At 50.3% G+C, this 15,445-nt stretch carries 14 protein-coding genes; 2 read left to right on the top strand and 12 right to left on the bottom strand.

From position 1 onward, the window contains the following. Window positions 1-27: 27 nt before the first annotated feature. From dhaM to LG384_RS12765, 9 genes are all read right to left on the bottom strand, one after another. Window positions 28-1,458 (bottom strand): dihydroxyacetone kinase phosphoryl donor subunit DhaM, encoded by a 1,431-nt coding sequence (dhaM, locus tag LG384_RS12805; protein WP_225761000.1) that lies wholly within the window; start codon window positions 1,456-1,458, stop codon window positions 28-30. Window positions 1,459-1,468: 10 nt separating this feature from the next. After that, window positions 1,469-2,101 carry a dihydroxyacetone kinase subunit DhaL gene (dhaL, locus tag LG384_RS12800; protein ID WP_048221336.1) on the bottom strand — a complete coding sequence of 211 codons (633 nt, stop codon included), beginning with the start codon at window positions 2,099-2,101 and terminating at the stop codon, window positions 1,469-1,471. Between the two features lie 11 nt (window positions 2,102-2,112). Beyond that, entirely contained in the window at window positions 2,113-3,183 is a 1,071-nt protein-coding gene (dhaK, locus tag LG384_RS12795; RefSeq protein ID WP_045443820.1) for a dihydroxyacetone kinase subunit DhaK, read from the bottom strand. A 323-nt stretch (window positions 3,184-3,506) separates the two neighbouring features. Beyond that, window positions 3,507-4,781 (bottom strand): Glu/Leu/Phe/Val dehydrogenase, encoded by a 1,275-nt coding sequence (locus LG384_RS12790; protein ID WP_045443817.1) that lies wholly within the window; start codon window positions 4,779-4,781, stop codon window positions 3,507-3,509. Between the two features lie 330 nt (window positions 4,782-5,111). Continuing rightward, window positions 5,112-6,080, bottom strand: coding sequence for a spore coat protein U domain-containing protein (locus LG384_RS12785; protein WP_225760999.1), 969 nt, complete (start codon window positions 6,078-6,080; stop codon window positions 5,112-5,114). 19 nt (window positions 6,081-6,099) lie between these two features. Beyond that, entirely contained in the window at window positions 6,100-8,379 is a 2,280-nt protein-coding gene (locus LG384_RS12780) for a fimbria/pilus outer membrane usher protein (RefSeq protein WP_225761307.1), read from the bottom strand. 55 nt (window positions 8,380-8,434) lie between these two features. Then, a complete protein-coding gene (locus LG384_RS12775; protein WP_045443811.1) occupies window positions 8,435-9,157 on the bottom strand; it encodes a molecular chaperone in 723 nt (240 codons plus the stop codon). A gap of 14 nt (window positions 9,158-9,171) precedes the next feature. Further along, entirely contained in the window at window positions 9,172-9,702 is a 531-nt protein-coding gene (locus tag LG384_RS12770; RefSeq protein WP_045443808.1) for a spore coat protein U domain-containing protein, read from the bottom strand. Window positions 9,703-9,968: 266 nt separating this feature from the next. Beyond that, window positions 9,969-10,841, bottom strand: a complete 873-nt coding sequence (locus tag LG384_RS12765; protein WP_225760998.1) for a LysR substrate-binding domain-containing protein — start codon at window positions 10,839-10,841, stop codon at window positions 9,969-9,971. Between the two features lie 108 nt (window positions 10,842-10,949). On the opposite strand from LG384_RS12765, the gene LG384_RS12760 reads away from it, so the two are divergent. Both LG384_RS12760 and LG384_RS12755 read left to right on the top strand, forming a co-directional pair. Then, on the top strand, window positions 10,950-12,140 hold the full coding sequence (locus LG384_RS12760; RefSeq protein WP_225760997.1) for an MFS transporter: 1,191 nt from the start codon (window positions 10,950-10,952) through the stop codon (window positions 12,138-12,140). Between the two features lie 103 nt (window positions 12,141-12,243). Further along, window positions 12,244-12,447, top strand: coding sequence for a 2-hydroxymuconate tautomerase family protein (locus tag LG384_RS12755; protein WP_045443799.1), 204 nt, complete (start codon window positions 12,244-12,246; stop codon window positions 12,445-12,447). Window positions 12,448-12,573: 126 nt separating this feature from the next. Here LG384_RS12755 and cbdX read toward each other — a convergent pair whose 3' ends face one another. Genes cbdX through appC form a run of 3 tightly spaced genes read right to left on the bottom strand, consistent with a single transcriptional unit; the run spans window position 12,574 to window position 15,368 of the window. Then, window positions 12,574-12,663, bottom strand: coding sequence for a cytochrome bd-II oxidase subunit CbdX (gene cbdX / locus LG384_RS23400; protein ID WP_225760996.1), 90 nt, complete (start codon window positions 12,661-12,663; stop codon window positions 12,574-12,576). A 12-nt stretch (window positions 12,664-12,675) separates the two neighbouring features. After that, window positions 12,676-13,812, bottom strand: coding sequence for a cytochrome d ubiquinol oxidase subunit II (appB, locus tag LG384_RS12745; protein ID WP_225760995.1), 1,137 nt, complete (start codon window positions 13,810-13,812; stop codon window positions 12,676-12,678). A gap of 11 nt (window positions 13,813-13,823) precedes the next feature. Beyond that, window positions 13,824-15,368 carry a cytochrome bd-II oxidase subunit 1 gene (gene appC / locus LG384_RS12740; RefSeq protein ID WP_225760994.1) on the bottom strand — a complete coding sequence of 515 codons (1,545 nt, stop codon included), beginning with the start codon at window positions 15,366-15,368 and terminating at the stop codon, window positions 13,824-13,826. Between the last annotated feature and the right edge of the window lie 77 nt (window positions 15,369-15,445).

Here is a 15,445-nt window from a genome sequence, read left to right as displayed (position 1 = left end):
CCAGACGGTAAGGGTGTGCGGTGAGTATCAGTTCACAAAGACCAGTCTATTCGCCACGCAGTCAAGGGTCAGGGTGTTACCCGTTTGAATCGCGTCGAGTGCTTCGCCTTGCTGGCAAATACAGCAGATGCCCATTTCACGTGCAATAATCGCCGAATGAGAAGTCTCGCTCCCGTCTCGCAGGCAGATGCCTTTAACAGTCAGCGGATCGAGCTGCAACACGGTAGAGGGGTAAATGGCATCCGCGACCAGGATTGTTGGGCGAACAAATGTGGGGATTTGCGCATGTTCCCCAGTCAGATGCCTCAGCGAACGGGACAGCAAATCTTCAATATCAATATATCGTGCCTGTAGATACGGATCGTCGAGCTGGAGATACTGCTGGCGCAGATCGTTCAGAACGTTTTGCCAGGCATACCCGGCGCTACACTGTTTTTCACGCATCAGATCGCAGGCCATATCATACAGCTCAGGATCATCCAACAGGGTGTGGTGACCAGAAAAAATTGCGGCGATATCGGCGGAATATTTTTCTTCCGCGAGAGCTGTCAGAAAGCTCAGGTCGTCCAGTGTCTTGCGTATAGCTACCTGTAACTGCTGCTGTTCTTCCTGCATATTTGCTGTTGCATGACAGGGGATTTCCGGCGAGAACGGTGTGTAACAGAAGGCCATACCGGTTACCTGCGAGGGCGTTGAATGTGCCAATTTGTCAGCATGTGGTTTTTCTATGGTCTCGCCAAAATTCTCTGCTGCAAGCTGCTGGAATGCTGCCAGCGCATCGTCCGCCTGTTCACCTTTGGCAATGAGTCGCAGCGTATCGTTACAACGCACCTGAAGCAGGGCGATTTGGTTAAGGCTGTCAGGGACTACGCACTTACCGTTTTTCTCCAGCAACATGTCAGCGTTGAAAACAGACAGGGTGGAGACCAGCTTTGACGCCGGGCGGACGTGTATGCCGTTGGGATTCTTCACTACTACGGCAACCGAACGTGCATCCGCGTCGGCTGACAGTGCAGCCGGTGCGGTTTTCTCCGGAGATGACGAAGGTAAACCCAGTTGCTCATATTTAGCGTCGAGGGCGTTCATGGCATCCTTGATGACCCGCTCGATATCGGCCCCCGCAGCAGCACTGACCGTCGCTGCCAGCGTGCCTTCAACCAGAGGGGCGGCGCATAAACGTCCCTTTGCGGCAATCGCCGGATCGAGTAACTCCAGCGCCGTTTCCGCACTCAGTAATGCGCTACCAATATCCATCATTACCAGAACATGATCGGTATCCGCCACTGACTCAATGGCTTCCATTACCTTAATAGGATCGGTGCCGATGGGGTTCTCAGGATCGTCAATGCCCGCGGCAATCGCCAGTTTACAGCCGTCACCCATTAACATCTGCCGGGCTAACGCACCGACGCCTTCGCCCAACTGAGCGCTATGAGACACAATAACCAGGTTTACCATCGCTTTATCCTTACTCTCTGGATGCCTGAGCCAGCATCTGCACCATAAACATAACGGACGTTGCTCCAGGGTCCTGATGCCCAATGCTGCGCTCACCCAGATAGCTGGCGCGGCCTTTGCGTGCCTGCATCGTAATAGTGCTTTGCGCCGCCGCTTCCGCTTGCTGGCTTGCTGCTTCCAGCGCTGCCTGTACCGTTAGCTTCTGTTCACAGGACTGGCGCAACGACTCAACCACCGGCACCCAAACATCGCACATCGTTTTGTCACCAGGCTCTGCTTTACCCCGGCTGATCACACCTTCAGCGCCATCGCGTATCATTTGATAAAGTTCCTCAAGCGTCAGACTCTGGTGTGCCTGAGTCACCTGCGCCGCGCGGATGAAAAAGGTGCCGAACAGCGGGCCACTGGCACCTCCGACGCTTGAAAGCAGCACCATTCCGGTGTTCTTCAAAATAAAGCCGATGTCTTTGTCCGCAATTGACGGTAATTTTTCGACCACTTTACTGAAGCCACGGTGCATATTCAGGCCGTGGTCTGCATCACCAATCTCCCGATCAAGTCCGGTCAGGAAATCACTTTCTGTGGTGAATATTTCACCGCAACGATAGAGCCAGTTAACAATTTGTGTTCTGTTGAGGGACATCATGAATCTCCTTATTTACCCCAGTTAAGAGCAGGGGTGTGAACCGGTGCATCCCATAAGTTCAGCGTGTCGTCATCCACTTTTAACAGGGTGATTGAGAAGCCGGTCATATCCAGAGAGGTGCAGTAAGAACCGATCAGGTTGCGTTCGATAATGATGCCTGCATCCTGACAGCGGCTTTCAAGACGGTTATACACGCCAAAAAGTTCGGACAACGGCGTTGCACCAAGGTTATTGACCAGCGCAATGACGCGATCGCCATCCTGTAGCGGTTGCTTGGTTTCTTTGCCTTCCTGCCAGGCACCCTGGACGTTATCCCAGTGACGTAATGAGCGGCTGTAGCTACCGTTTTCCAGCAGGGTATCGAACATTTCATCCACGGTCTGGTCAAGGGAAGAGAAGGGGCGACGGTCAATCCCGGGTTCCCCATGAATACCGACGCCGAACTCCATCTCATTGTCCTGTAGGGTGAAAGAGGGTTGTCCGGCGGCAGGAACGGTACACGCGCTGATAGCGATACCAATGGAATGACCCAGATTATTCAGTTTGCGACCCAGCGCCGCGCAGGCTTCCAGTGAATCTCCACGTTCAGCGGCAGCACCAACCAGTTTTTCGATCAGTACCGTATTGGCGACGCCACGGCGACCCGCGGTATACAGGCTATCTTTTACCGCAACATCATCATCCACCACCATCGTGGTGACTTTTACGCCGCTTTCATGCAACAGCTCGGTAGCGGTTTCGAAGTTAAGAATGTCACCGGTGTAATTTTTGATGATGAGCAGGACGCCTTCGCCACCGTCAATTTGCATTGCGCATTCGAACATTTTGTCAGGCGTTGGTGAGGTGAAGATCTCACCCGGACAGGCACCGGAAAGCATGCCCTGACCAATATAACCGCAATGCATCGGCTCGTGTCCGCTGCCGCCACCAGAGAGCAGCGCCACTTTACCCATCACCGGCGCGTCTGCGCGAGTAACGTACACAGGGTCCTGATGCAGTGACAGTGAAGGGTAGGCTTTTGCCAGTCCCGCGAGTTGTTCATTCAGTACGTCTTCAACACGGTTAATCAATTTTTTCATTTTTTATGCTCCGCAGACAGTCCTGAGATGGCTGCATAAATCGGGCAGACATCTGATGTAGGGTATCGGTTGTGTACAACGCACGGCGACCGCTCGCTGCCGATAAGGTTATTGTGCACGAGGGTAGTCAAAAGAAAATTGACGGCATGTATGTTTCAATACGGAACATTCATGGCTTGCAATGTTCCGTATTGGAACGTATTGGTGCATAAATCAGCAGAAATGAGAGGTTAGGCAGCGTTTATCGCAGAAAGTGAACGTGATGGGTATTGTAGAGATAAAACCACCTGCTGAGCAGGTGGTCTTTTAGGATTGGCCTGGCATTAGCCCGGGTAAATACCACGATCTTTACGAGCCAACAGAATTCGCTCACACGCCACGATGTAGGCAGCGGTACGCAGGGAGCAGGATTTCTCAGCCGCTTTCTCCCAGACGTGCACCATCGCATCGGTCATGATTTTATCCATACGCGCGTTGATCTCTTCCTCACTCCAGAAGAAACTTGCCATGTCCTGAACCCATTCGAAATAGCTGACGGTTACGCCGCCCGCGTTACAAACAACGTCAGGTACGACGACAATACCGCGGCTTGCCAGAACGTCATCGGCATCCGGATAAGTTGGGCCGTTTGCGCCTTCGAGCACCAGCTTACAGGTCAGCGTCTCCGCGCGGTGGCGGGTAATCTGGCCTTCGAGTGCTGCTGGGATCAGAATATCCATCTCCAGGCTCCAGAAGGTTTCGCTGGCAATTGTTTCTGCACCCGGGAAACCGGCAATCTGTTTGTGCTCCAGTTGCCAGGCGGTGAGGGCGGTCATATCGATCCCGGTGGCGTTAAACAGCGTAGCGGTATGGTCCTGAATCGCCACGACGCGAGCGCCCGCGGCTGCGAACAGACGGGCGGCTTCACTGCCGACGTTACCAAAACCTTGCACTGCCACGCGAGCGCCTTCAACCATGATGTTTGCACGGCGTGCCACTTCCAGACCACTAACAAAAACGCCGCGGCCGGTTGCTTTATCACGACCCAGAGAGCCACCGAGGTGGATAGGTTTACCGGTGACCACGCTGGTCACAGTGGTGCCGTGGTTCATGGAATAGGTATCCATCATCCAGGCCATGACTTTGCCGTTAGTACCAACATCCGGCGCAGGAATATCTTTCTGCGGCCCGATGATAATGCCGATTTCGCTGGTATAGCGACGGGTCAAACGCTCCAGTTCGCCTTCGGACAGGCTAAACGGATCGACGCGAACGCCGCCTTTTGCGCCGCCGTAGGGCAGGTTCAGCGCTGCGCATTTGATGGTCATCCACGCAGAAAGGGCCATCACTTCATTAAGATCAACATCAGGATGATAACGCACACCACCTTTACCAGGACCTCGTGAGAGGTTGTGCTGCACGCGGTATCCTTCGAAATGGCGGATGGTACCGTCATCCATCTGTACCGGGATATCGACAATCAAAGCGCGTTTTGGGTGACGCAGGGTATCCACCCAATGGGAAAGTTCGCCCAGGTAAGGGGCCACACGCTCGATTTGTTGCAGGTAGGTATTCCAGGCAGATGTGCTGCTATCTGAAGCGTAAGATAACTTATCCATGATAAACCTTAGTTATAAAAGTAATATGTTCTTAATTTAGCCGTGGTATACAGTGAATCTCACCATATAAACTTAAATTTAACATTTTTTCAAAGAGTCGGCTCATCCAGAAACGAAATCTCCGCCAAAAATTCGGTGCTGACGCAAAGTCTTAATGAATAATTATTTATATTAAAGGCGTAATCTGCGCTTTTATAGATAATTGATGCACATAATCTGCATGATGCCTAAGGCGTGCTATTTGTCAGATTTATGACGCACCTCTAAAAGTAAATAATATGATAATGATTTGTGCTTTCTTTTGTTGTTTTTTGGTGACGGTTCAGCGCGTCAGTAGGTGACAGAAATGGTGACGGTGTCGGCATAGTTGTCAGGGGTATAGTTCGCGCTGGGAACAGTGGCGTAAACCGGATAAGCGGTGGTTGAACCCGTGCCGGTTCCTGCCACGTTATTGAGGGATGTATTGCCCCACACTGTACCGGATGGCCCCGGTGTCGAGCTAAGCAGATAGGGTACCTTATCGTTGTTCGCACCCGTACCGGCCATAATGCCACTGCCTGTTGTATTACCGTTGGAGGGCGTTAACCCAATGGTATAAGGGGTACTCGTGGAGCATGCCACGCCGAGGGAGCCTGTCGCGGTGGCATTACGCTGGCTCGCCTTAACCGGATCAAAGGCAATGTTGTTGGCATAGCTGATATTGCATTGTTTCGTGACTACGGCCGATACGTTGAAAGGCAACCTGGCGGCAACGGTATCGCCGCAGGTGGTAGGCGGGAAAAGTAGTCCTGGATTGAGGGTGACCAGGGCGGTTGCTGACGTATAGCTATCCTGATAGTTGCCGGGGACTGCGGCGGTTTGTGGGGTGGCAATCTTCGCGAATACCGTTAGCGTGCCTGTTACCGGCGTCAGATTCAGCAGATTAAGCTGCACCATAGGGAAGGTGGTTCCCGACTGATACTGGCTCCCCCAGATTTTGCTGTATCCGGTGTCCTGGTAGAGTTGATAGTTTAGCGTTCTGGCCGGTGTACCGCTTAATGACATAATGCGCGTGGTAACCTGCCCGCTGACGTTTGACGCGCCAATATTAAAGCAGAGATTGATCCCTGCAAGCACGTCGCCAAGTTCCTTTGCGCAGCTATAGGCAAACGTCATTGTTGATGTCGCGCCATTCGTCGACAACGGGTTTACGGAGCCAAAATTGACTGGCTGAACATTGCTTACCGAACAGGTAACTGCATAGCTTATTCCGGGAAATCCGGGTAAAACGACCATGAGTAGCCAATGTCTTAACCTCAAGAAAATTCTCCTGTTCTTTTTACCGGCATACCAGTGGTCCTATCTGCACAATGCCTTTTGCTGAAGGAGGGTAGTCAAACTGCACGTTGCAACTGCCGGTTTCAGTATCGACGCGCAGACGATTATGTTGTTCCAGCGTGTCGAACCAGGTCATACCGTCAAATCCGACGACAGACGACTGACCCGAACCGGTGGTAGCGTTCGCCATGCTGCCCTCAGGAATCGCCTTACCCTGAACATCCACCAGGATGACTTGTGCGGCGCGAACGGGAGTTATGCCAAAACTGACAAGTGTTCCGGAACGATCCGCTGGTGTTGCGTTAGCCTCAACGCGTGAGATCCGCATATTGGCGGGAAGATCCATCGGGTCGATACTGATCTGATTACTTTGGTAGCTGTTCAACGATGTGACTAACAACAGACCCTGATCATCGCTGTGCCCGACAAGATTATTTTGCAGTTTGACAGGGACGTCAGGAACGCCGTCTGTTGATACCACAGCAAAACCATTATTGATTTCACGGGCAGCAAACAGGCCGCCGCCCATCGTGACCAGAGAACCGGTCACCCCCGCATATCCATAGTGGTTGTCCGGTAAACGACTAAAGCCGGTATATGCTTTCCCATAACGTCCCAGGTATCCCACCTCACCCTGGCCGCTTTGGCGGGATGCCTGTTGGTTGGCGGCAATATTCCATCCCCATCCACCGTCGGCAGGCGGTGTCTGACTGGCATTTAGCTGATAGCCGGTTTCATTATTGGTGTGTTGTATGGTGCTACTGGCACTCAGGTTATTGCCGGTGGTGACTGTCACCATCAGATAGATGCTGCGATCGCGGTCATCATCAATGTTCTGATTGAAGCCTGCATTGAGGGAGACATTATCGGTGACAGATTTGTACCAACTGGCGTTGGCGTAACGCACTGCCGTTTCGTGCGGATAGCGAAACTGCAGGTAGCTGAGGCTGACATTCCCGGCAGACGCCATTGAATAACCAATAACCGTGTTGCTGGTCAGCGTCGGCGGCGGCTCGCCATAATGGGTGGCAACGTCCCGATAATCGCCGGAGGTAGCGGTGGTAGTGGTGCTGAAATTAAATTTATCCGCAGACCAGCGATAACCCACGCTGTACAAAAAACCATTTTTCCCTGAGTCGGCGCTGGCTGCCAGTGCGGTGGACAGCGTTCCGCTGCGGCTACCGGGGATCCAGTCATTACTGAAACCCGCATTAATAAGCCCATCACTTGTTTCTGCATGGACGCCAGCGGTGAACGTATTGCTGATCCCCCGACGCCAGGTACCGCTGAGTACAGGGACGCTGGCATAATCAAATGAGGAGTAACCGTAATTCTCCCGGACTGCGCCCAGCTCAGCTGACCAGGATGTTAGCCCTGCCCGCAGGAGTTGTTGATCGTTATAAAAAGAGAAGTTTTGTACCGTTGTTCTGCCCAGCGCGTCTGTCATCATCACCTGGCCGGTACCCGCGCCACTGATGTTTGGCATGGTGTTTATCTGAAAACTCCCGGCCGGAACTTCTCCGTTGTAGTACCTGACTCCGTTGACGTACAGCTCAACGTTCGAGGGGACGGTTGCGGAGCCGAGGTAGGCGGGGAGTGGGGTGGTTGACATATAGGGTTGCAGACCAAAATCGGTCCCAATCTGAATACCGCCGATGTGGGTAGGTCGGGACCAGGCGAGTGAGCTTGTCAGGGTATCGCCAACGGTGATCGCCAGCATGTCCTGCGGAAACGAGGAACGCCAGCTGGTATCCAGCCGGTTAAAAGTGTTATTCGCATTTGCAACAGTAGAATATTGCGTAAGCTGGGTTGTACTTAATACCCCTAAGCTGTTGAAAGCGCGCAGTTCGCTAAAGGTGTTAAAACTGCTTTCATCCCCCTGTTGCGCATAGACATCATAATTGAGTAACGCCCCACGCGATGATGATGCCATCGGTGCGTTCTCTGCAGGGGGGTTAAGCTGAGTGGTGGCAAGATCAAGTACGCTCAATGGTGCTGTAAGCGCCAGGGTTTGCTGCTGAACGTTGTAGTCAATATTTAACTGGTCGATGTCGTTCAGGTTAACAGGCCCGGAGGTTTCCTGTGGTATGCGAAAACCTAGCTGGCGCAAGGTCTGTGCGCCAGCGTAGAGTTTTCCATTATCATAGCCAAGGTGAACCAGCCCAACGGGGTTACCATTTAACGTTACATCAAGATATAAATCGGCACCCACAAGTGGAGTTGCGTCACTAATAACGCCATTTTTTGTCTGGTTATTATTAAGCGCTTGTGCGGAAACCATGGCAGATATTAATGCTCCGTTGAGTAAGCAAAATTTCAGCAGAAAGCATGACCAGTCAGAGATCTTGTACTGTTTTTTGGCCATTTACTGTTACTTCAACTTTACCGCCATTATGGGTATCACTGGCGGACGGGGATAATATCCACCGCATAGTTGAGCCTGGAAGAACATAACCTAGCAGTCCCGACGTAATGACTTTTTTGGTACCGTTATGATTAATAAAAGTTGCAGCAGATAATTGTGCATGTCCGTTTCCCTGATTACTGACTTCAAGGAATTTTTTGCCATCCAGTAGTTGTAACTTCCATTGAAGTTTTGCTTCGGTTTCAGCCTGTGTGGCTGGCTGAATAAAAACGGGCACGGAATAATGCAGGACAAATTGCAGCTTATTTTTTTGTAATTTTGTGGGCGGTAATTCATCGATGGATAACCGGTAAGCATCTTCTGCCTGGGTTGATGGCGGAGCGGTGCGAATAACGCGAATCAACTGACGTTCACCCGGTGCTAATGCCAGCATCGGTGGACTTATAACAAGTCCCTGGGAGGGGGATAACCTGTCGCCGTAAGCGCTCTGACTCCAGCGAAAAACCCGGACCTGGGCATTGAGCACGCTATCACCCGCGTTGCTTAACCAGATCCCATCGGCGTTTTGCGTTGCCTGCAGCGTTAACGTAACAGGTGCTATCTGAAGTCCGCTTGCCGTGGCGGTGTTTATGCTCATAGCTAACCCTAGCAGGCACGTGCAGGCGCACTGCTGAACAGGCAGTTTAAATATCATTTGTCTTCCTGAGGTTAATAGTTAACGTTAACCGTTACGGTGTCGGCATAGTCGTCAGGAGTGAAGTTGGCGCTTGGTGCTGTGGCATAAACGGTGAAGTTTTGCCCCTGTCCGGTTCCGATTGAGGCAACACCATTTCCCACAGACGTTGTGGTTGCAGTATTCCCCCAGACCGGTCCTGTTGCTGATGTTTGATTCAACTGATAAGGCACTTTATCTGAGTTCGTCGCTGCGTTAGCAACAGAGGACATAGCACCTGCACCTGTTGTATTACCGCCATTGCCTGCTGAAGGTGACAGACCAATAAAATAAGGAGTAGTTTTGGAGCAGTTGATGGAAATTGTGTTACTGGCGCTGGTATTTGTCGCAGTGGTATTAACTGGCCCAAGAGTAATATTTGAAGATGAACCGGTAGTGACGGTACAGGCCTTTTGAATAGTCATAAGCACTTGAAATGTGCCATTCGCGGTCGCGGCATTTGCTGCAGAAGGAATGGAAAAGGCGGTGCAAAAAAGAATTAAGCGTGCGCTTATGACTGGAGCCATATTCTTTACCTTTTTCAAATAACCACATTTTTTGCTTTAAAAAAGCAATAATGTGATACAGGAAGCCATGATTAAACCCTAGGATAAGTATTAGTCTTGTGCCAGTTCAGCTAATGAATTTTACTTAGGAAAAAGGTGATGAGGTCGACAAAAAAATAATACCAATGCGTGAGTATATTGAAGCTCTTTATATACTACCGTGGACCTCAGACAAGGCATTGTCTGAGGTGTTTATATTCACGGATTCCCTGGTTTTTATCTATAAATTAAGCCGTTGCAACAAATGATACGAAGCAATTAAGTACGCGGCTGACTTCCCGGTTTTTCAACCAGATCATCACAGTGTTTACATTACCAATCTCTGGCGTAATGCTGTGCCAACGTATTGGGAAATTGCCTTCATACTGCCTGACGATGCTCTCCGGCAAAAGTGCAATTCCCATCCCAGCGCTAACGCAGCCGAGAATAGCCTGAAATGAGCCAAACTCCAGAGGGTCAGCATAATCTACATTCTGCAGTCGCAGCCATTGCCCTAATCTGGCGCGATAATTACACCCCTTCACAAAGACCAGTGGTCTTGTCACCTTAAGGTCAGATCCTGTAGTAACGTCCTGGTGCTCTGCTGCGGTCACCAGTACAAGCGCTTCCTGACATAAAACCTGCGATTGCAGCCTCGAATTCTCAGCATGTAAGCCATGGTGGTCAGCAACGAAAGCAATATCCAGCTCGCTATTGAGGATCTGTTGTACCAGCACTTCTGTTGAAGACGTCTTTAAATTCAGCTCAACGGAAGGCATTTCCCGGTGAAAATTTGCCAGTAAGGATGGGAGACGTACGGCTGCTGTGGTTTCCATTGCGCCTATGCGTAAAGGACCTGCCGCTTTTGTCCCCTGCATGGACAGCTCCGCTTCATCTAAAAGTGCCAGAATTTTGTTGGCATATCGCAGAAGAAGCTCACCCTCAGGTGTGATATGGAGACGGTTTTTCTCACGTATAAACAACGAGACATCAAGGCTTGACTCCAGCTGCTTAAGACGGGTTGTAACATTGGAGGAAACGCAGTGGAGATTGCGGGCTGCTGCTGATATCGAGCCTGTTTCAGCGACGGTTTTAAACAAGTTAAGGGAGGTACTGTTCATAGGGACTATCACTCAAAGTGAACGCATTTGTCATTTATATTAACTTTTTATTATCATTTTATCACGTAAGATAACAATTAAGTTTGGTTAGCATATTGAGTCCAAAAAATGGATCTTGAGCACAGCGTTGCTGGTCATCGTCAAGTGAGTACAGCTGTATTCGGCATGATCGTACTAACATTAGGAATGGGAATAGGGCGTTTTTTATATACACCTATGCTTCCGGTCATGCTGCATGAGGGTATTTTCACATTTTCGCAGTTGTCACTGATTGCCAGCGCAAACTATGCGGGATACCTGGTCGGAAGCCTTCTTTTCTCGTTCGGTATATTTAACGGGGCGAATCATCTCAGGGGAATGTTACTGGCAGCTGCGCTCGCCACCGGAATACTTATTTATTTCATGGCCATTGTGACGTCGCCTGAGATCGTTTTATGCATCAGATTTATGGCTGGAGTGGCGAGTGCGGGCATGATGATATTTGGATCAATGCTTATCCTGCAGCATACCCACAATCCCTTTGTCATCGCCTCCTTGTTTGCCGGTGTCGGAGCAGGCATTTTTATTGGTAACGAATATGTTATTGCCGGTGTTGCTTACGCGGCAAACTCAAAATTTTTATGGTCAGGTGCTGCGTTTATATCTGCAATGTTATTCGTAGTATTGATTATTTTGCTACCAAAAAATAAAAATATTATCGCACCCGAAAAAATGATCGCTACGTCAGTGCCTGATATTCAATGGTGGAATTTGGCACTATTGTATGGACTGGCCGGTTTTGGTTACATCATTGTGGCTACATATTTACCGTTAATGGCGCAAGGGATGGGAAATGACTTTCTGGCAAATCATATATGGTCGATTGTTGGTCTTGCGGTTATCCCCGGGTGTTACGGTTGGTTATGGGCTGCCCGTCAGTGGAATATCTTGCCTTGCCTGACTGTTAACTTAATTATGCAGGCGAGTTGTGTCGTATTGGCATCATTCATAAATTCTCCCTGGCTATTGACCTTAAGTTGTATTGGCTTTGGTGCAACATTTATGGGAACAAGTTCCCTGGTCATGCCACTGGCGAAAAAGATTAAAGCACCAGGTAAGATAAACATGCTGGGGCTGGTTACGCTTACCTACGGCATCGGGCAAGTCGCCGGACCGTTAATGGTGAGTGCGCTTCAGGCCAGCAAAAATGGGATGACGCTATCGATTCTTTTGGGCGCAGGTTCATTATTTGCCGCAGCAGGAATTAGCTATTTCCAGCACGAAAAAGTTAAATACTTAGATAGTTTTAGTAAAAAATGAAACAGAGTGTTTGCTAATAAATAGCATTGCCATGTTGGTGTTCGCTATTAAATAATGTAGCCGAAATTGGTTATAGTTACTTATATAATTCACAGGAGTTAACATGCCTTACGTAAATATAAAGATCACGAAAGAAGGTGCTACAGATAAACAAAAGAAAATGTTGATGGAAGGGGTTACTCAATTGTTGGTCGATGTGCTCAATAAAAATCCAAGTACAACTATTGTCGTTATTGATGAGGTTGACACAGATAACTGGGGTATTGGCGGCGTGCCCGTGACAGAACTCCGTAAAATCAGTAAGTAACATGTTGGCTGGTAGTGAGGAGCGCAAACTCTTCACTTCTGATGTTACACATGACTTAACAATGGATATTTTGCAATTACCAATAAAATAAACCGGAGGTTGCGTATCACTCCCTCCGGTTAAAATCTATTTTTGACGAGATTCAAACCATACCTGGACCAGCGTAGACAACGAGCACATCAGCACAATGCTGACGAACCAAAATAAATACCACATGATACAGACCTCCTAGTAAAGTTCATGATGGTGGTGGCGGAGAGTTTCTGAATTAATTCGCCCCAACATCTTGTAATAACTCCACAAGGTGTAGAGCAGGACGATCGGCAGAAAAATCAACACAATAATCAGCATAATACTGAGCGTCATTTGACTGGAGGTGCTATCCCACACCGTCAGACTGGAAAGTGGGTGCGTGCTTGATGGCATCACAAACGGAAACAGAGTTATTCCGGCAGTGAAGATAACACAGGCCTGGGTCAGTGAAGAAAACAGGAATCCCCAGACAATCCGACGGTGGGTGCAGGCATAGAGTGTGAGCATCGGAAAAAGCATGCCAAGCAGCGGAATAATCAGCAGAAGCGGCGTATGCATGAAGTTATTCATCCAGGCACCAGGTAATATCGTCACGGCCTTTAGCAGCGGGTTGGAAGGGCCATTAGCATTTTGGCTGAGCAGTACAAAGCCATTAATACCCGCCCATAGCCAGTATCCGGCTAACAGGAAACAGAGCACTACCAGCATTGCGCTGCGGCTGGTGGCAGACAACGCCCGTTGGCGAATAATGCCATCGGTCTTCAGCTGCAACCACACGCTCCCTTGCAGGATCACCAGCATCAGACTTAATGCGCCGCACAGCAGAGCAAAGGGCGAGAGTAACTGCCAGAAGGAGCCAAAGTATTCCACATGAAGCTGCGACGTAAAGGCAAATGGAACCCCGAGGAACAGATTGCCGAACGCAACGCCGAAGATAACAGGGGGCACCAGACTCCCTATAACCAATCCGGTGTCCCACAAGGCGCGCCAGCGACTATTAACAATCTTACCGCGATAGTCAAAGGCCAACGGACGAAAGAAGAGAGCACACAGCACCAGAATCATCGCTACGTAAAACCCCGAAAACGCGGCGGCATAGACACGTGGCCAGGCGGCGAATAATGCACCGCCTGCCAGAATGAGCCACACCTGGTTACCTTCCCAGTGCGCACCGACGCTATTGATCAACACCCGACGTTCGTCATCGTTACGTGCGATCAGTGGTAACAGGCATCCCACTCCCATATCAAATCCGTCAGTGACCATAAATGCTACCAGAATGATGCCTATCAGCAGCCACCAAATGAGCCGTAACGTTTCATAATCCAACATGATTGTCTCCTTTATCCCTGTTGTTGCATCGGTTGTTGATTCTGCATCGCACTCGGCCCAAGACGTGCGTACTTCTGCATCAGATAGACTTCAGCAATTAAAAACAGGGTGTAAAGCGTAAGGATCAGGCCCATAGAGAAGGCCAGTTGACCTGCGGTCAGGGCTGAATGAGCGTACCAGGTCGGTAGAATGTCCTGAATCGCCCACGGTTGTCGGCCAAACTCGGTCATAAACCAGCCTGCTTCAATGGCGATCCACGGTAACGGCAGGCTCCAGAGCGTCATACGCAGCACCCAGCGATGTTGGTCGATGCGCATGCGTAAGGTCTGTATCAGTGCAATCGCCATTACCAGCAGCAGAGCGGAGCCGCATCCCACCATGATGCGAAAACTCCAGAATACAGGTGCTACCTGCGGTATTGCGCCGCGTTGCGCCGCCTGATATTGATCTGGTGTGACATTGTTCATGTTGGGGGCAAAATTCGCCAGCAGGATGCCATAACCCAAATCATTTTCTACGCGGTGGAAAGCGCTGAGCACCTGAGGTGTGCGGTCCCCATTGGCAATTTTCTGCATCAGCAGCCACGCAACCCGGCCACGTTGCAATCGGGGTAACGTCTCCGCCATCAGATTCTTCAACCCTGGAACCGGCGTATCTAACGAGTGGGTAGCCAGAATGCCAAGCAGTGCAGGTATCTTCACGGCAAAGGCATTACGCTCTTGTTCCTGTTGTGGCCAGGCGATCACATGAAATGGGGCAGGCGCAGGTTCGGTTTGCCACTCGCCTTCCATTGCTGCCAGTTTTACCGGCTGGAGTCGGGCAACCTCATAGGCAGAGCTGTCACCCAGTTGCAGAGCGCCGAGGATAGCCAGTGTGCCGAATACTGAGCTAACCGCGAAGGAGCGAAGGGCAAACTCGCGATTGCGACCACGCAACAGATACCAGGCGCTGATAGACATAACAAACATAGCGCCAGTTACATAACCGGACATCACGGTATGCACAAATTTCACCTGGCTGACGGGGTTGAAGACCAGATCGCTAAAGCTGCTCATCTCCATGCGGAGTGTATCTATATTGAAGTGCGCGCCTGTCGGGTATTGCATCCAGCCGTTGGCATTGAGGATCCACAGCGCCGAGATATTGGAGCCAAACGCGACCAGCCAGGTCACCAGCAGGTGCTCATATTTAGTTAAGCGATGCCAGCCGAAAAAGAACAATCCCACGAAAGTGGATTCAAGAAAGAAGGCCAGCAGGGCCTCCATCGCCAGCGGGGCACCGAAAATATCGCCCACATAGTTGGAATAGAGTGACCAGTTAGTGCCGAACTGAAACTCCATGGTCAGGCCGGTCGCCACTCCCAAAGCAAAGTTAATGCCGAATAACTTACCCCAGAAACGCGTCATATCGCGGTAGATTGTTTTGCCCGTCACCACGTAGAGGGTTTCCATGATGGCCAGTAAAAAGATCAACCCCAGTGTCAGGGGGACAAACAGGAAATGATAAAGCGCGGTCAGAGCAAATTGCCAGCGCGATAAGTCAATGACATCCCACATGCGAACTCCTGTAGGCAATAATCAGATGAATGGAAATAATGGGAAAGACAAACTGCGTCAGACCAGCAACAGAAAAT

Source organism: Citrobacter sp. Marseille-Q3906, from assembly GCF_916618775.1.
GTDB classification, from domain to species: Bacteria; Pseudomonadota; Gammaproteobacteria; order Enterobacterales; family Enterobacteriaceae; genus Citrobacter; species Citrobacter murliniae.
Note: the sequence above shows the minus strand (reverse complement) of the source record. Positions and strands in the feature narration are given on the sequence as shown.